A 16,640-nucleotide genomic window follows, 5' to 3' on the forward strand; every position below is an offset into this window, starting at 1 on the left:
AAGCGGGAGGCGACGTGGCGGTCAACGAGGATCCGAGGACACTGGCGGAGCTGTTGTGGGGCCTGCGGAAGCCGCGCGTCAGAGGCCCCAGGCCCGCCTTCGACCTCGCCCAGCTGGCCGACACCGCCGTCAAGGTCGCCGATGCCGAGGGCCTGGAGGCGGTCTCCATGCACCGCGTCGCCGCCGAGCTCGGCCTCACCAAGATGGCCCTGTACCGCTACGTCAAGGGCAAGACAGAGCTGATGGCCATCATGGTCGAGGCGGCGGTCGGCACACCCCCCGACCTGAGCGGGGCGGCCGGCTGGCGGGCCAAGCTGGAGGAGTACGCCCGCGGACTGTCCGCCGCCTGGCAGCACCACCCCTGGCTGCCGTCGGTCACCGTGGGCGACCGTGTCATGGGCCCACGTGAGGCCGCATGGTCCGAAAGAGCCCTCAGCGCCCTCAGCGACACCCCCCTGACCGAACGCGAACGGCTCGACGCGGTCATGACGGTGTCCCATCACATCCGCGCCACCCACCCGGCCGCCACCCAAGGCACTCAGACCTGGACGGACGGCAGCGCCGCCCCCGTCATGCGCGAACTGCTCCTCCTCAACGCCGACCGCTTCCCGCTGCTTGCCACCACCGTGGCCATCCCCTCGACCACCACGACCCGGGAGTTCGGCCTCCTCGCCCTCCTCGACGGTCTCGAACGCACCATCGCTCAACGCACCCACAGCAACGGCGACGAACAAACGGCTTCGCGCCCAGATCCTCCATAAGCGATCTGCCCACCGACGGCCGGATTCCGGCTGGTGCCACTCCCGCGACCCTGTGAACCGGAGTCGAGCAGATGAGCGGGGAGGCCGAACCCGGTTACCCGGTGCGCCTATGGCGTGACGGCGCGGGGCATGGGCGTGCGGCTCAGCGTTGCGGTTGCGGGGTGAAGGCCGCCGCGCGGGCATAGAGCTTGTACAGCTTGAACTGGCCGGCGAAGGAGAGGCCGCAGGCGTTGTCGAGGACGCGGGTCGCCTTCTCGTTGCTGAGGGTGGTGCCCCGCGCCCCGGGGTGGTCGATCTGGCCGCCCATGAACACCTGCATCCTGGTCAGCATGTGGTCGCGCTGGTCGGTGTTCATCCCGTGCCAGGAGTGGCACGTCACCGCCGCGAGCAGCGCGTCGTTGAGCTCCCCCGTCGCGCCGTGGTCGTGGCCGTCGGCGGGCGCGGCCTTCCCGGCGGCCGGGGACTTGAACCAGGGGCACGGGCCGCCGGGCTTCAGGTCGGACATGCAGACGATCAGCTCGGCCTCGTTCTCGAGATTGCCGAGGCCGATGCTCAGCCAGGGGACCTTGCCGTTCAGGCAGTCGGGCAGGTTCTTCGGGGAGCCGGTCGCGTTGCCGTTGGAGTACCAGCAGTTCCCCACGTTGCCGGGGAACGCGTCCCACCAGAAGTCGACGCCGTTGCCGGACATCGTGTTGCCGTGGAACGAGTTGCGGTGGGACGTGGACAGCTTCAGCGGGTCGCAGCCGGTGATGGGGCCGTTTCCGGGCCCGCAGACGAAGGCGTCGGGGACGGCGAACAGCATCGCGCCGCGCCTCCTGTTGTCGCGGAAGCGGTTGTCGCGGACGACGTTGTCGTCGCCGCCCGCGATCCACATGCCGGTGCCGACGGGGACCGGCACCGTCGGCACGACGTCGCTGCCGGGCAGGTAGGGGTTGAAGTTGTTGGAGAAGAAGTCGTTCTTCTCGATCAGGTCGCCCTGCTGCGGGAAGCCGGGGTGTCCCGCCGCGGTGAACACGTCGGTCGTGAAGCCGAGGGCGTTGCCGTAGAAGTTGTTGTGGTGCAGCCAGGTGCCGCTGCCGTCGGTGCCGGAGTAGCCGCTGGTGTTGTGGTGGGAGTCGCAGTAGCGGATCTCCTGGCTGTAGCGCGCCGTCGGATAGAACTTCGGGTCGCGGCCGGCCGAGGTCTTGGCGCCCGACCCCGGGTAGAGGCCGGAGTCGCCGTTGCCCGCCGCCTCGCAGTTCTGCATCACGCCGTGGTCCTCGACGAAGGTGAGCACGCCGTACTCGCCCGCGTAGAAGGTCTTGAAGCGGTCGAGCAGATACCCGTTGCTCTCCAGCACGTAGATGTCGTGCTCCTCGGCGTGCCGGACGGTCACGTTCCGCAGGACGAAGCCGTCGGCCCGGTCGGCGCGGATGCCCACGTCCTTCGCCGAGCGGCGCGGGCCGCCGTTGCCCGACGCGGGGTCGCCGGCCTCCACCACCACGTCGTCCGCGCTGACGCCGGACCCTTCGAGCTGGAGGTTGCAGCGCACGCACGCGCCCCGGTTGGGGATGCCGTGCCGGTCGACCAGCGGCGGGTCCGGGTCCTTGCCGGAGCCCGGCGAACGGCCCAGGACGGCGATGAGGTTGGCGTCGTTCTGGCACATGTACTCGCCGAGGTAGGAGTAGGCCCCCGTGGTCAGCTTGTACGGGTCGCACGCCTTGTCGTGGGTGGGCTTCGCGCGGGAGGTGGGCTCGGTGTAGACGCCCGGCAGGACCACGACACGGTCGTTGTTGCCCGAGGCGGTCACCGCGGGCTGGATCTCGCCGTACCGGCACCGCGCGGCCAGCGCCCGGTTGATCCGCGTGAGCTCCCGCGCCTCCGCGGCGCCGAACCGCCGGTGGTCGTGCGGCCGGATGTCGTAGCCCGACTTCCGCGCCCGCCTGATCGAGGCCTCCAGCCGCTTGAGCGAGTCGGGGCGGCACACCACGCGGGTCGTGCTGCCCTTGGTCGTCGCGAGCGACGAGGCCAGGCTCCTGGCCTTGGGCACCGCGCCGCCCGCGCACGGGCTGACCGAGCAGTCCGGGCCGGGCAGCGGCCAGTACGAGGGACGCTCGATGTGCGCGTCCGCGCTCACCATCAGCCCGAGGACCAGCCCGGACGCCGTGGCGACGACCAACCAGAGCCTGCCGAGAAACCGTCTGCCCATCAGCCAACCTCGTCCCGAACGCCTGCTCGGCCTGCGGACCACGAAATTTGAACGAAATTCACGTTCAATCTAGCGACGATGCGGGCCGCTTCAAGGTCCACAACCGGTCACCGCGGCCACTGGGGCGGCGCGAGTACGATGGCGCCGCACTGCCCAGGGTCCACCGGCGCGAAGGATTGGAGGAGGGTCTCCTCGTGAACGGCTGGGCCCTCTCGCTCGTCCTCGTCGCCGCCGTCGTGCACGCGTTCTGGAATTTCTCCGCGAAGCGGGTCGGCGACGGAGGGGCGCCGTTCGTCTTCCTCTACTACACCGTTTCGGCCATCGTGTTCGCCCCGGCGGCGCTGGTCTTCCTGGCGGTGACCCCGCAGCGTCCGCAGTGGACATGGCTGCTCGCGGCGCTGGTGACCGCGATCCTGCACGTGGCGTACGGGATCGTGCTGCAGCGCGGGTACGCCGTCGGCGACCTGTCGGTGGTCTATCCCCTGGCCAGGGGCACCGGGCCGCTGCTGTCGGTGCTGGTGGCGGTCCTCTTCCTCGGCGAGAAGCCCGGCCTGCCCGGGCTGGTCGGCGCGCTCCTCGTGATCGTCGGCATCCTGGTCGTCAGCGGCGGCGCACCGGCGGAGGGAGGCGCCTCGCCGGCGCGCCGGCGCGCGGGCGTCCTCTACGGCGTGCTGACCGGTGTCGTGATCGCCGGCTACACGCTGTGGGACGCGCATTCGGTCACGGGGCTGGCGGTCCCGCCGCTGGTCTACTTCGGCTCCGGCGCGCTCGCCCAGAGCCTGATCCTCGCGCCGTACGCGTTGCGGGACAGGGCGCGGGTCGGCCGCCTGTGGCGCGACCACCGGCGCGAAGTGCTCATCATCGGCCTGCTGTCGCCGGTGGCGTACCTGCTCGTGCTCTTCGCGCTCCGGATCGCGCCGGTCAGCCTGGTCGCTCCCGCCCGCGAGCTGAGCATCGTGCTCGGCGGACTGGCCGCGTGGCGGGTCCTGGGCGAGGCGAACGCCGTCCGCCGCCTGGCGGGCTCGGCCGTGGTGCTGGCCGGGATCGCCGCCATCGCGATGGCCTGACCTCCGCGGCGGCGGTCAGAAGGCGATGGCGACCTTGCCCCGGGCGCGGCCGCGCTCGATGTAGCGGAGGGCCTCGGGGAGCTCCGCGAACGGGTAGGTCCGGTCGATGACGGGCGTGACCCGCTCCTCCTCCATCAGTTCGGCCAGGAAGCGCAGGTCCGCGGCGTTGGGCCGCCAGCCGACGTGGTCGATGCGCTGGCGGACGAAGGGGGAGGCCAGGGCGCCGCGGACGATCTGCCCCGCGGGGCCGAGCAGCCCGCCGCGCGGCGAGGCGATGCCGCCCACGATCACCAGCGTGCCGCGGGACGTCAGGCAGCGCCGCAGTTCGGCGAACGGCCGGTCGCCCACGATGTCCATGAGCAGGTCGTACCGTCCTTTCCGCTGCGTGAAGTCCTCACGGGTGTAGTCCACGACATGGTCCGCGCCCAGGGAACGGACCAGTTCGAGGTTGCGGATGCTGCACACGCCGGTGACCTCGGCTCCGAACGCCTTGGCGAGTTGGACGGCGAACGTCCCGACGCCGCCGGAGGCGCCGTTGACGAGGACCCGCTGCCCGGCGGAGATCCTCCCCGTGTCCCGCAGTCCCTGCAGCGCGGTGTGCGCGGCCATCGACACGGATGCCGCCTGCTCGAAGGTGAGGCGGGCCGGCTTGACCGCCAGCCGGTCCCGCGGAACGGCGGCGGCCTCGGCGAACGAGCCGAGGCGGACCTCTCCGAAGACCTCGTCGCCGGGGCGCAGCCCCGTCACCGCGGGGCCCGTCCGCTCCACGACTCCGGCGAGGTCGGCGCCGAGGACGAGGCCCGGCCTCGGCCGCCGCAGGCCGCAGCTGAGCCGGACCAGCTTCGGGTCGGCCCGCAGGTGGCGCCAGTCGTAGGGGTTGACGGCCGCCGCCCGCACCCGCACGAGCACCTCGTCGGGGCCGATGGCGGGTTCGTCGACGTCCTTCAGGGCCAGCACGTCGGGCGGGCCGTAGCGGTCCCAGGTCCAGGCCTTCATGGCGGCCCTGGGGTGCGCGGGGGCGGGGGAAGCGTCCGTCGTACGCCGTAAGGTTCTCATACGCCGTAAGGTAATCGTACGGCGTAAGGCAGTCAAGGGGCGCGGCGTGGCGGACTTCCGGCGGGCAGCGTCCGGTAGGGGGTCAGGCGCCGGCGGCTCGGCGCCGCTCCAGCCCTTCGAGGATCAGGTCGAGGGCGAACTCGAACTCGAACTGGTCGTCGCAGAAGCCCAGGGTGCCGTCCGGATCGTCGTGGACGGCGTCCGCGAGCATCCCGGCGAGGTGGGGGAACCGGCCGGCCATCTGCTCCATCACCGCGGGGTCGCCGGCGGCCTGGGCCTCGCCGGGCTGGAACAGCTCCTGAGCGAACCCGAGGGCCCGGCTGCCCAGGACGTGCAGCGCGCGGTGGGACAGGTCGTACGAGAGACCGCCCGCCCGGAGGAGCCCGACGACCTGGTCGTAGTACGCGATGACGAACGGGTTCACGGTGCTGCGGGCGCCGAGCAGCCCCGGGGCCCAACGGTGGCGGAGCAGGACGGCCCGGGCGGCCAGGATCCGCGCGCGCAGCGCCGCCCGCCAGTCCCGCTCGGGAGGCGGGGCGTCGGCCTTCTCCACCGCCTCCATGATCTCGTCGAGGACCACCTCGACCACGCCGTCGAGGACCGCCTCCTTGTTGGCGACGTGGTGGTACAGCGACATCGCCTCGACCCCGACCTCCTGCGCGAGCCGGCGCATGGTGAGCGCCTCGAGGCCGTCGCGGTCGGCGAGGCGCACGGCCGCCCGCAGCACCCGCCCGCGGCTCAGCGGGACGCGCGGCCGCTCGGCCGCCTCGTCGGCGCCGGTCCGTGAACTCATGGATCTTCCTCCCGACGCACCCTACCCGTACACGGTAAGTCTCCCGCAGGCGCGTCCCGTGCCGGCCGGCATCCGCCGCCCCCGTTCCGGTCGCACCCATCGGCTATTCTTTGCCACCCCGAAAAAGGGTCGACAAATGTCGGAGGTTGACGCTTTATTCGCTGCCGTGGGTTCTGAAGTGCCCGCCCGCCCGAACGCTTCCCGAAAAGGCTCTGAGCATTCGCCCAACTCCATGGCGATAAAGCGGAGCCGTCCGAAATAATGGCGTTCCTGACGGCTCAAGGCGGTGAGCGGTGGGCGGACCGGCCCTCGGCGGGAGCAGGGCGCCGTGGCTCGCACGCGTGCTGGACCCGCGGGACAACGTCACCGGGACGGCGTTCCTGATCAGCGACCGCCTGGCGTTGACCTGCGCTCATCTGATCGGCTCGCCGGGCCGGGCGGCGGTGGTCCCGCTGGAGCTGCCGGCGCTCGGCCAGAAGCGCGCGGCCGAGGTGCTGCCCGGCGGCTGGTTCCCGCCGGCGGGCGACGGGCGGGGCGACGTGGTGGTCCTCAGCCTGCTCGGTCCTCCGGTGAACTGCGACCCGCTGCCGGCCGTGCGGACCGCCGACGACTTCGGGGCCACGGTGCGGATCTGCGGCTTTCCTTCCGATGGTGACGAGATGATGTGGGTCTCGGCGCGGGCCACGGGCTCCCGGACGCTCGGCGTCGACCTGCCCGTGGCGCCGGGGTTCAGCGGGGCGCCCGTCCTGTCGGCCGAGGCCGGCGAAGTCCTCGGCATGGTGACGTCGGCCTCGATGGCGGAGCAGGAGGTGCGGATGCTCCCGGTGCGGGACATCGCGGACCTGTGGCCGCCGCTGGCGGACGGGGCGGCGAGACCCCGTCACGACGACGGGGCCCTGTCACTGGCCGACCTCGGCGTCCTGGTCGACGCGCTCGCGGCCGTGCCCGGCCTCTCCGAGCCCCGCATCCGGTCGGTGTACGCCGACATGCTGGAAGAGCGCCTGGGCTCGCGTCCCCGGATCGGCCTGGCGGACGCCACCCGCAGGGAGCTGTGGGGCCTGGCGCGATGGTGCGCCGGGCTCGGCGGGGGGCTGCACGCGCTGCTGGAGGTGATCAGGACCTTCCACCCGGCGAGCGCGGAGGCCGACCTGCTCACCCGCCAGATCGAGCGCCTGGTGCCGCCGCCCCTGCTCACCGGCGCGGAGCGGCGGGAGCTGCTCGAACTGGTGCCGCTGGTCCGCGGGGCGGAGGAGCTCCAGCCCTCGGGCGCCGGACGGTTCGCGTCCCGGCTCGGCCCGGGGGAAGGCCTCGCCGACCTGGTGCACCGGCTGGAGGACGCCACCGCGCCGCCGGACGGAGTGCCGCCGCTGCTGGACTTCGTGTCCCGGCTGGCCGCGGACGAGACGTCCGCCCTCGGCCCGGCACTGCGCGACTGGACCGTCCGGGTCGCGCGGCGCATCGGCCTCCCCCTGGAGCAGGTGCGGACCGCGCCGGCGCCCCAGGAGCTCACCGCCGGCAGGAGCCACTCCTACCTGACGATCCAGCTCGAAGAGGACGGCCTGGACGCCCACCGGTTCCTGACCACCGTGTCGCTCCATCCGGAGGAAGGGCCACCGGTGCCGCTGCTCGTCTCGGACGAGCCGAGGACGCTGGAGCAGACCGAAGCGCGGATCCGCGCCCTGCTCCCCGAGGCCAGGGCCCGGCTCTCGCCCCCCTCCGACGAACTGGTGATCGAGTTCATCCTGCCGGCGGCCCTGCTCGGCGCCCCGGTCGACCAGTGGCGGCTGGATCCCGGCACCCCGTCGGAGCCGCCCATCGGCGCGCGGTTCCCGATCGTGGTCCGCAGCCTCGACCGCATGCGCGCCCACGGAGGCCGGCCGGGCGGGTCCCGCCCGCGCCGGCCGGACCCGGACCCGGTCGTGGCGGCGGTGCTCCTGGAGGCCGCCCAGCGAGATCTTCCGAAGGCGGCGGGGCGCCCGGTCGTCCTCCTCACGGGCGGCCGCCGGCAACTCCGTCTGGCACTCGCGGCGGGGCTGCCGGTCGTCTTCTGGTCGAGCGGCGACCCCGCGTCCGACGAGGCGGACGAGCTCCAGAGGTCGCTGGAGGGCAGGCGGCTCGCCGACCTGCCCGAGGCGATCCGCGATCTCCAGCGGGACGGTTACGAGGCGTCCGGCGACCTCCCCCACCGATTAGTGCTGATCTGGGACGACCCCGCACGGTTCCCGAGCGATCGGCCGGACCCCTTACACGTCCCCGACCGTGCAGAGGAGACATCCTGATGGCCCAGCCCGACCCCTACGGCGGGGGGTACGTCTACCAGGGCACCGGCGAACCCCATGACGGGATCGACAGACTGCCGGCGCCGCCGCCCTGGTCGGTGTTCGACGACGGTCCGGTCACCTACGAGGTGCCGGAGGGCGTGCGCCGGGCGCAGCGGGCGCAGTCGTACCGGGCGGACGACATGACCGTGCAGATGGTGAACGCCGCCCTCCTGCTGCGGCGCCCGCTCCTCGTCACCGGAAGTCCGGGCAGCGGCAAGTCGAGCCTCGCCTACAGCATCGCCTACGAGCTGAAGCTCGGCCCCGTCATCCGCTGGCCGGTCACGCGCGGATCGACCCTGCGCTCCGCGCTCTACTCCTACGACGCCATCGGCCGCCTCCAGGAGGCCTCCACGCCCGCCGGCCTCGGTCCGCCGTCCCAGAGGATCGGGGACTTCATCCGCCTCGGCCCGCTGGGCACCGCCCTGCTGCCGACCCGGCGCCCCCGGGTGCTGCTGATCGACGAGTTCGACAACAGCGACTTCGACCTCCCCAGCGAACTGCTGGCGGTGCTGGAGGAGGGCGAGTTCATGATCCCGGAACTGATGCGGGGGGCCGGGGCGGACCGCCTGGAGGCGGAGGTCGTGACCGAGGACGGCCGGCCCGCCGTGGTGCGCGGCGGCCGCGTCCGGTGCCGCCACCTCCCGATGATCGTCGTGACGAGCAGCGGCGAGCGCGAGTTCCCTCCCCGCTTCCTGCGGCGGTGCCTGCGCCTGGACGTCGCCCGGCCCGAAGCCGAGCGGCTGCTCTCGATCGTCACGGCCCATCTCGGGACCGAGTTCACGGCGCGCGGCATCAAGCTGATCGAGGAGTTCCTCAACGGCCGCGACCGGGCCGACCTCGGGGTCGACCAGCTGCTGAACGCGATCTTTCTGACCGCGTCGTGGGCGGCCCCGGACGCCGAGCGGCTCGCCGAGACCCTGCTGCGGAGCGCGGAGGCCGGCGAGCTCCCATGATCGAGCGGCTGTTCGGCGAACTCGGCGCCCTCGGCCTGACGGGCCGGGAGGTGGCCGACGCGCTGTGGCTGGCCGCGCACATGCGGGTCGATCACCGTCCCGCTCCGGCTCCCGCCGTCCGGTACGGGGTGTACGAGCCGGATCTGGCGACGATGCCGCGCCCCGCCGATCTCGCGAGGGCGCTCAGGCCGCTGCGCGACGGCCGGGCCACGGCCGCGACGCCGCGGGACGGGGAGGTCCTCGCGCCGGGCGGGCGCGGCCTGCTCCCGCCCGTGGACGCGCCCCGCCGGGACCACCGGACCGAGCTCGTCCTCGTCGTCGACACCGGCGAGTCCATGGACGTCTGGCGCCCGGTCGCCCGCGCGCTGCGGATGATGCTGGGGCAGCTCGGGGCGTTCGGCGCCGTCCGCGTCTGGACGGTCGACTCCGATCAGAGGGCGGGCGGGGACCCGCCGGTCCTGGGCACCGGGGCCGGGGCGCGGGGGCGGCGGCCCGGCGAGGTCGTCACGCCCTCGGGACGGCAGCTGGTCCTCGTGCTGAGCGACTGCGTGGGGGCCGCCTGGCGCTCGGGCGCGATGGCGCGGCTGCTGGCGCGGTGGGGGCGCAGCCAGCCGACCGCGATCGTGCAGATGCTGCCGCAGCGGCTGTGGCGGCGGACGGCCCTGCGGCTCACGCGGGTCCGCTGGCGGTGCGGGTCCCCGCCGGGCACGCCCAACGACCGGCTGGTCTGGCAGGACCGGGCCGACGCCCGGCAGCCGGGCGGCGTGCCGGTCCCCGTTCTGGAGTTCCAGCCCCGCTGGTTCGGGTCCTGGGCGACCGTCGTCTCCGGGGAGGGCACCGGATGGGCGCACGGCGTGGCCTACGTGATCGGCTCCGACGACCTCGCGGAAGCGCGTGAGGAGCCCGGCGCGGAGGACGGTCCAGCGGATCCCGCCCGCGACGCGCCGTCCGCCTCCGAGCGCGTGCTGGCCTTCCTCGCCTCCGCGTCCCCCGAAGCGCTGAGCCTTGCCGGCTACCTCGCGGCCGCGCCCCTGTCCCTTCCGACCATGCGGCTCGTCCAGCGCGAGATGGCGCCGCACACCCAGACCGGGCACCTCGCCGAGTTCCTGCTGAGCGGGCTCATCCTTCGCGTCTCGGACACTCCGGACCGTGCCGAGTACGACTTCCGGCCCGGCGTCCGCGACATCCTGCTCGCCCGCCTGACGCGCACCGAGGCCATGCGCGTCCTCGGCGTCGTCTCGGACGCGCTCAGTTCGCAGCGGCCCGGCCTCGCCCCCGCCCGCCCGACGGGCGAGGAGGCCGGGCCGGGATCCCGGGCGCGCGTCAGCCAAACGGTGCTGCGAAGCGTCGTGCGCCCCCTCCCCGTCCGCACGCCGGACACGGCGCGCGTGGCGGAGTCGCCATCGACCGGACGACCGCCTCCCCTGCCCCATCGCCCGCCCCGGTCGCCGGCCGTGTGGGGCGCCGTCCCCGGCAGGAACCCCGACTTCACCGGACGCCGGAGCACGCTGGAGGAACTGCGCGGCGCACTCCACGTCGGCGGTTCGCCACTCCCCTTCACCCTGTTCGGGATGGGCGGGGTGGGCAAGACGCAGCTCGCCATCGAGTACGCGCACCGGCACGCCCACGACTACGACCTGGTCTGGTGGGTGCCCGCCCAACAGCCCGCCACCGTGCGCGCCTCCCTGACCGAGCTCGCCCACCGCCTCGGACTGGCCGGGCCGGACGACGCCGGGGAACCCTGGTCCCGGGCGCTCGCCGCCCTGCGCCGGGGCGAGCCTCACGCGCGCTGGCTGCTGGTCTTCGACAACGCCGGGCAGCCGGGCGAGCTGGGAGAGCTGATGCCGCAGGGCTCCGGGCACCTGATCGTCACCTCGCGCAACCCGGTCTGGGCGCTGCAGAGCGGAGCGGTGGACGTGGGCACGCTCACCGTCGAGGAGAGCGTCACCCTGCTCCACCGCCTCCTGCGGGGGCGCCGGCGGCTCTCGGACGCCGACGCGGAGCGGATGGCCGAGGCCGCCGGGTGGCTGCCGATCGCCCTCGTGCAGGCGGCCCGGTGGCGGGCCATGACGGGAATGCCGATCGAGGAGCATCTGCGGCGCTTCGACGACCTGCTGCCGTCCATGCTGTCCGACGACCTCCCGGCGGGCTACCCGGTCCGGCTGTACGCGACCTGGCAGATGGCCATCGACCGGCTCCGCGAGGAGGACCCGTCCGCGGTGGCGTTGCTGGAGCTGTGCTCGATGTTCGCCCCGGAGCCGATCCCGCTGGCCCTGCTGTCCGGCGGCGGCGCCCGCGGCCTCCCCGGCCCGTACGCGCCGCTCCTCGGGGACGCGGCGGCCTTCAACGTCGCCCTCCGGAGGCTCGGCCGCTTCGCGCTCGTCCGGATCGACACCGACCGCGAGACCGTGGAGGTCCACCGGCTGATCCAGACGATCGTGCGCCGCAAGGAGGCCCTGCCGGAGCTGCGCCGGGTCAACGTCGGCCACGCCGCACACCTGCTCCTGCACCGGTACGCGCCGGAGGACCCCGCCGATCCGGCGGGCTGGGGCCGCTTCAAGGACATCCAGCCGCATCTGCTGCCGTCGGAGGTCTACGACTGCCATCTGCCGGAGGTCCGGCATCTGGTCGTCCTGCAGATGCGTTACCTGGCGGCCGGCGGCGACCGGCGCAGCGCGCGGGAACTCGCCGAGCTGGCCCGGCAGCGGTGGACCGGCCTGTACGGGGACGACGACCCCGGCCAGCGAGCCGTCCGGGAGTATCTCGCCATGCGGGAAGGTGCGCGTTGAGCGCGGCGGGGTCCCCTTCGGACCGGCCCGCCGTCATCGCCGAATTCATCGCCGAACTGGAACGCGTGCGCGGGGCTGCCGGTGATCCCTCCTGGCAGGGCCTGAGCGAGGTCATCTTCTCGAATGGCGGTGTGGAGATACCGGAGCGTGCCATCGCCGACACGCTCACGAGCAAGTCGGTCCCCTCCTGGGAGTTCGTGGCGAACTTCGTGAACGCCTGCCAGGTCTACGCCGAACGCATCGGCGTCACCGATGACGACCTGTTCGACCTCGAACGGTGGCGCGCCCGCTACGAGGACCTCCGCCGGAACCTGACACAAGAGCCGAGTCAGCCGGAGCCCTCCTCGACCGAGCCGGGCGAGGAGCCCGCCGCCCCTTCCTCGCTGCCGCCGGAACCCGTGAACCTGGCGGGCCGAGAAGATGAGCTCCACCGTCTGGTGTCCAGAGTGGAGGCCGCCTTCCTTGACGGTGCCGCTCAAACGCCCATCCTCATCGGCGGGATGGGCGGTGTCGGCAAGACGGCGCTGGCCATCAGGGCGGCGCATTACCTGACCTCCTATTTCCCGGACGGAAGCCACTTCGTCGCGTTCCATGCGGAGGACGGTGAGCAGAACTCGATCGCAGAAACTTTGGACGACCTCCTGGCGAGAATAGGCACGCCCGCAGGCGACATCCCCTCCACGCTCCCGGAGCAGTACCGCCTGCTTCGCGACCAGCTGGAGTCCCGGCGCCTGCTGCTCGTTCTCGACGACGTCCCGGATCCTGAGATCGTCAAGCGGCTCACCGACGGCGAGGGCCCGGCACGGTCACTGGTGATCGCGACCACGCGGAAGTCCGTTCGTTCGCGCTCCTGGGCAGAGACGCTGGATCTCTCGACGCTGGACGAACCCGCGGCGCTGGAACTGCTGAGGATGGTCGCGGGGACGGAGCGGATCGCGGCCGAGCTGGAGGCGGCGGCGGAGATCGTGAGACTCTGCGACGCGCTGCCGCTGGCGCTGATGATCGTGGCGGGCCGTCTCAGCACCCACCCGGACTGGTCCGTGGCAGACCTCGCGGTCCGGCTGCGCACCGCCAGGGCCGACGCGGGCACGGCCGGCAGGGCCGCCTTCGACGGCGCCTACCAGGATCTGGGGGAAACGGCCGCGCGGGTGCTCCGCACGCTGGGGCTCGTGGACGATCACGAGCCGGAGGAGGTTCCGCTGCGGTTGATCTCCTTTCTCGCCGAAGAAATGGACCCCGGCGAGATCTCCCAGGCCGTCCAGCGGCTCACGCGGTCCGCACTGGCCGAGACCTCCCCGGACGGGGAGACGGTCCGCGTCCACCGCCTCGTTCGCGCGTACGCCCGTGAGCGGGCGGAGGCCGAGGACCCGCCCGTGGAGGTCGCGGCGATCCGCGAGCGGGCGCGCCGCTTCTTCCTGCTGGACCGCGGCTACCAGTCCCGGCCCGAGCCGCTGATCGCCACGGACCTCTGGACGCTGCGCGACCGCCTCGACCACTCCCATCTCGTTGAGGCGATCGCGGCGTTCCTGCGCCATCCCCAGACCGGTCCCCCGTTGACCATCGGTCTGAAGGCCCCGTGGGGCGCGGGCAAGACGTCGCTGATGCGCATGCTCCAGAACGAACTGGACCCGCGGGACGGCGGCCGCCCGTGCCGCGTCAGGCTGGACGGCCCGTCCCGCGCGAGGCTGCGGCGGTTCCGGCCGCGCCGGTGGCGGCGGGGACGCGGCGCCGCCGAAGACGACGGCGTCACCAACCGGGAGGTCCTGCGGCAGGCGAACGCCCCCGCCGCGCCCGCGCCGCTGAACGTGACGCTCGCCGAGGACGCGCCGCTGGACCGGGACGCCTGGCGCCCCACGGTCTGGTTCAACCCCTGGATGTACCAGAACGGGGAGCAGGTCTGGGCGGGGCTCGCCCACGAGATCATCACGCAGGTCACCGAGCGGCTCCCCGCCGCCGACCGGGAGCGGTTCTGGCTGCGGCTCAACCTCGCGCGCGTCGACCGCGGCGTCGTCCGGCGGCGCGCGTACCGGCTGGTGGCCGAGCGGCTGCTGCCGCTCCTCGCGGTCTGGGCGGTCGCGGTGGTGGTGATCCTGGCCGGGCTTGCCGTCGGCCGGCTCGCCGGGCCGGTGCGCGGCCTGCTCGACGACGCCGTCGCCCCGCTGATCGGCGGCGGGACGCTCGCGCTGCTCGGGGCCGGCGTGTGGCGGACGCTGGCGTTCCTCGGCGGGACCGCCGCCGGCCCGTTCAGCGCGCTGGTGCGCAAGCCGGATCTCCTCGGTGGCGGCCACCGCCTTCTGGCCGGTGAGATGAAGGCCGGTTTCGACAAGCTGGTGCCCGACCCCGGCTACGCGGGAAGGCTGGGCTTCCTGCACCTGATACAGACCGACATGAAGCGGGTGCTGGACCTCATCGCCACGGAGGAGCGGCCGCTGGTGGTGTTCGTGGACGACCTGGACCGGTGCTCCCCCGGCACGGTCACCCAGGTCATCGAGGCCATCAACCTGTTCCTCGCCGGGGAGTTCCGGCACTGCGTCTTCGTCCTCGGCATGGAGCCGGGCGTGGTGGCGGCCCATGTGGAGGCGGCCTACCAGGATCTGGCCAGGGCACAGCGCGACGGGAGGCTCGCGGGCGACTGGTCCACGCTCGGCTGGCGCTTCCTGGAGAAGATCGTCCAGTTGCCGCTGAGCGTCCCGGGGCCCGGCGAGGCGTTCGACGGCTACCTGCGCTCCCTGACCGAGCCGCCCGCGCCCCGGGGCGGAGCGCGGACCGCCGCGCCCCCGCCGGAGCGGCCGGTGTCCCGGCGGCGCCGCGGCCCGCTCAGGCGCTCGCCCTCCGCCCCTGCTCCGCCCGCCCCCGCTCCGCCCGCCGCCGGTCCACCCCGGCGGATGCCCGAGGGCGCGCCGCCGCCCGACGGCGGGGACAACGCCGGGGAACGGCCGGACCCGCGGGTCGTCGCCGAGATCGAGGCCGGGATACGGGCCCGGCGCCCGACGCCGCAGACCCTCCGGGAGACGGCGCTCGCGGTCCAGGCGGAGGTGCTCGGGCTGCCCGCGCCGCTGCGCCCGGCCGCCCTGACCGCGGCGAGCCGCGTCGTCTCCGACCTCTACAGCGACACCGACGCCTACTCCGCGCTGTCGGGCGTGATGGCGGTCCTGCCGTCCCGCAACCCGCGGGAGATCAAGCGCTTCGTCAACCTGTTCCGCTTCTACAGCTTCATCGCCGAGCGGCAGCGGCTGCTGGGCGTCGCGGTGCCGTCCCAGAGCCAGATCGCCAAGCTGGCCGCGTTCGCGATCCGCTGGCCCCATGTCGTGAGCCTGCTCGGCGCGGCCGGCCCCGGCCACCCCCTGGTGGAGCTGGAGAAGGCCGCCCGCGACGACGACGACGCCTGGCGGACCGCGCTCGCCGAGGCGTTCCCGGTCTTCAAGGCGCAGGAGCCGTCGCCGGAGTCGCCGAGCCCGGCGCCCGCCGTCCCGTCCGAGCCGCCGCCGGGCTGGGGCGACGACCTGCGCGCCTTCCTCACGACCGGCGAGCAGATCGGCGAGGTCGCGGCCCGGTACCTCTAGGGGTGAGGGGCCGCGCGGTTCGGGCGGTAGGGGGCGAGCGCTCCGGACGGCCGGCCGGCGATCTCCTCGGCGATCAGGGCGGCGAGGTGGGGGGCGAGGGTGATGCCGCTGTGGGTGACGGCGGTGTACAGGCCGGGGCGCTGGAAGCCGACGAGGGGGTAGCCGTCCACCGGCAGCGGGCGGACGCAGCGCCGCACTTCGGCGACCTGTGCGGTGAGGGCGGGGACGAGGGCACGCGCGCGGGCGAGCAGCTCGTCGCCGACCGCCCGGACGTGCGCCGGGGAGGCCGTCTCGTCGGTTCCGGCGTCCAGGTCGTCGGCTTCCAGGACCAGTCCCCCGGTGGCGGCGGGGCGGGCGGACAGGCCGGGGGCGTGGACGAGTCCGTTGAGGACGCCCTCTGCCGCCGAGGTGGTGGCGACGAGGCACGGGGCGGCCGAACCGGGCTCGGACGGGTCGACCAGCGGGAGGGCGGCCCCGGCGGTGGCCAGCAGCGCGGGGCTGTGCCGGCCCGCCGCGCAGACCGTGAGGTCGGCGTCCAGGTCGCGGCCGTCGTCGAGCCGCACGCCGGTCACGCGGTCGCCGTCCGTGTTGAGGCGGACCGCCCGGCGGCCCGCCACCAGGTCGGCGCCGGAGTCGCGGGCGCGCCGGACCAGGGCCCGCGCGGCGGGGCCTCCGTGCAGGTGGGCCTCGCCGGGGTAGTGCGCGATGAGCGCGTCCGGTGGAGCGGCGACGTGCGGTTCCAGCTCGCGGAGGCGGTGGGAAGTGATCAGTCCGGCGGCGTAGCCGAGGCCGGAGAGGCGGGCGACCCGGTCGGCCAGCCGCTCCTTCGCGCCGTCGGCGGCCGCCCAGGTGACGTTGCCCGACGGCCGGTACCAGGCCGGGTCGCCGAACCCGGCAGCCAGGTCGCGCCAGGCGGACATCGCCGCCGTCCGGAACCGGTGGTAGGCCGGGTCCGCGGGGTCGTTGGCGTTGATCCAGGCGTAGCTCGTGCCGGACGTCCCGGCGCCGGGCCCCTCCGCCTCCACCACGGTGACGCGAGCGGGGGCGCCGGGCGCGGGGCGGGTGAGCCGGTCCGCCAGCGCGGCGCCGATGATCCCTGCTCCCACGACCAGGACGCGCATGCCCCCAGGATGACACCCGTCCCCGCCC

At 73.8% G+C, this 16,640-nt stretch carries 10 protein-coding genes; 6 read left to right on the forward strand and 4 right to left on the reverse strand.

Going from position 1 to position 16,640, the window contains the following annotated elements; translation table 11 throughout:
- Positions 1-14 precede the first annotated feature (14 nt).
- Entirely contained in the window at positions 15-761 is a 747-nt protein-coding gene (locus ABWI04_RS19940; RefSeq protein WP_353833370.1) for a TetR/AcrR family transcriptional regulator, read from the forward strand.
- 142 nt (positions 762-903) lie between these two features.
- Here ABWI04_RS19940 and ABWI04_RS19945 read toward each other — a convergent pair whose 3' ends face one another.
- Positions 904-2,949 (reverse strand): right-handed parallel beta-helix repeat-containing protein, encoded by a 2,046-nt coding sequence (locus ABWI04_RS19945; protein ID WP_353833371.1) that lies wholly within the window; start codon positions 2,947-2,949, stop codon positions 904-906.
- A 194-nt stretch (positions 2,950-3,143) separates the two neighbouring features.
- On the opposite strand from ABWI04_RS19945, the gene ABWI04_RS19950 reads away from it, so the two are divergent.
- Positions 3,144-4,016: a DMT family transporter gene (locus ABWI04_RS19950; RefSeq protein ID WP_345183725.1), complete on the forward strand. Its 873-nt coding sequence runs from the start codon at positions 3,144-3,146 to the stop codon at positions 4,014-4,016.
- Positions 4,017-4,031: 15 nt separating this feature from the next.
- Here the strand turns inward: ABWI04_RS19950 and ABWI04_RS19955 are convergent, their stop codons facing one another.
- Both ABWI04_RS19955 and ABWI04_RS19960 read right to left on the reverse strand, forming a co-directional pair.
- The gene (locus ABWI04_RS19955; protein ID WP_353833372.1) at positions 4,032-5,012 is read right to left on the reverse strand and encodes an NAD(P)-dependent alcohol dehydrogenase; all 981 of its coding nucleotides are present in this window, start codon (positions 5,010-5,012) and stop codon (positions 4,032-4,034) included.
- A 142-nt stretch (positions 5,013-5,154) separates the two neighbouring features.
- Positions 5,155-5,865 carry a TetR/AcrR family transcriptional regulator C-terminal domain-containing protein gene (locus tag ABWI04_RS19960; RefSeq protein ID WP_345183721.1) on the reverse strand — a complete coding sequence of 237 codons (711 nt, stop codon included), beginning with the start codon at positions 5,863-5,865 and terminating at the stop codon, positions 5,155-5,157.
- A gap of 293 nt (positions 5,866-6,158) precedes the next feature.
- On the opposite strand from ABWI04_RS19960, the gene ABWI04_RS19965 reads away from it, so the two are divergent.
- Genes ABWI04_RS19965 through ABWI04_RS19980 form a run of 4 tightly spaced genes read left to right on the forward strand, consistent with a single transcriptional unit; the run spans position 6,159 to position 15,491 of the window.
- Complete coding sequence (locus ABWI04_RS19965; protein WP_353833373.1) at positions 6,159-8,144, forward strand: VMAP-C domain-containing protein; 1,986 nt, start codon at positions 6,159-6,161, stop codon at positions 8,142-8,144.
- Positions 8,144-9,139, forward strand: a complete 996-nt coding sequence (locus tag ABWI04_RS19970; RefSeq protein ID WP_345183717.1) for an AAA family ATPase — start codon at positions 8,144-8,146, stop codon at positions 9,137-9,139. The genes ABWI04_RS19965 and ABWI04_RS19970 overlap by 1 nt, the downstream gene beginning before the upstream one ends.
- Positions 9,136-11,928 carry an FxSxx-COOH system tetratricopeptide repeat protein gene (gene fxsT, locus ABWI04_RS19975; protein ID WP_353833374.1) on the forward strand — a complete coding sequence of 931 codons (2,793 nt, stop codon included), beginning with the start codon at positions 9,136-9,138 and terminating at the stop codon, positions 11,926-11,928. The genes ABWI04_RS19970 and fxsT overlap by 4 nt, the downstream gene beginning before the upstream one ends.
- Positions 11,925-15,491, forward strand: a complete 3,567-nt coding sequence (locus tag ABWI04_RS19980) for a P-loop NTPase fold protein (RefSeq protein ID WP_353833375.1) — start codon at positions 11,925-11,927, stop codon at positions 15,489-15,491. The genes fxsT and ABWI04_RS19980 overlap by 4 nt, the downstream gene beginning before the upstream one ends.
- Here ABWI04_RS19980 and ABWI04_RS19985 read toward each other — a convergent pair.
- The gene (locus ABWI04_RS19985) at positions 15,488-16,612 is read right to left on the reverse strand and encodes an NAD(P)/FAD-dependent oxidoreductase (protein ID WP_353833376.1); all 1,125 of its coding nucleotides are present in this window, start codon (positions 16,610-16,612) and stop codon (positions 15,488-15,490) included. The genes ABWI04_RS19980 and ABWI04_RS19985 overlap by 4 nt on opposite strands.
- Positions 16,613-16,640 lie beyond the last annotated feature (28 nt).

The organism is Actinomadura sp. NPDC000929, from assembly GCF_040492065.1.
GTDB lineage: Bacteria > Actinomycetota > Actinomycetes > Streptosporangiales > Streptosporangiaceae > Spirillospora > Spirillospora verrucosospora.

What these genes read in the sequence shown, in the direction of transcription:
- ABWI04_RS19945 (WP_353833371.1), bottom strand. Translation starts at nt 2,949, where the DNA reads ATGGGCAGACGGTTTCTCGGCAGGCTCTGGTTGGTCGTCGCCACGGCG.
- ABWI04_RS19955 (WP_353833372.1), bottom strand. Translation starts at nt 5,012, where the DNA reads ATGAAGGCCTGGACCTGGGACCGCTACGGCCCGCCCGACGTGCTGGCC.
- ABWI04_RS19960 (WP_345183721.1), bottom strand. Translation starts at nt 5,865, where the DNA reads ATGAGTTCACGGACCGGCGCCGACGAGGCGGCCGAGCGGCCGCGCGTC.
- ABWI04_RS19970 (WP_345183717.1), top strand. Translation starts at nt 8,144, where the DNA reads ATGGCCCAGCCCGACCCCTACGGCGGGGGGTACGTCTACCAGGGCACC.
- fxsT (WP_353833374.1), top strand. Translation starts at nt 9,136, where the DNA reads ATGATCGAGCGGCTGTTCGGCGAACTCGGCGCCCTCGGCCTGACGGGC.
- ABWI04_RS19985 (WP_353833376.1), bottom strand. Translation starts at nt 16,612, where the DNA reads ATGCGCGTCCTGGTCGTGGGAGCAGGGATCATCGGCGCCGCGCTGGCG.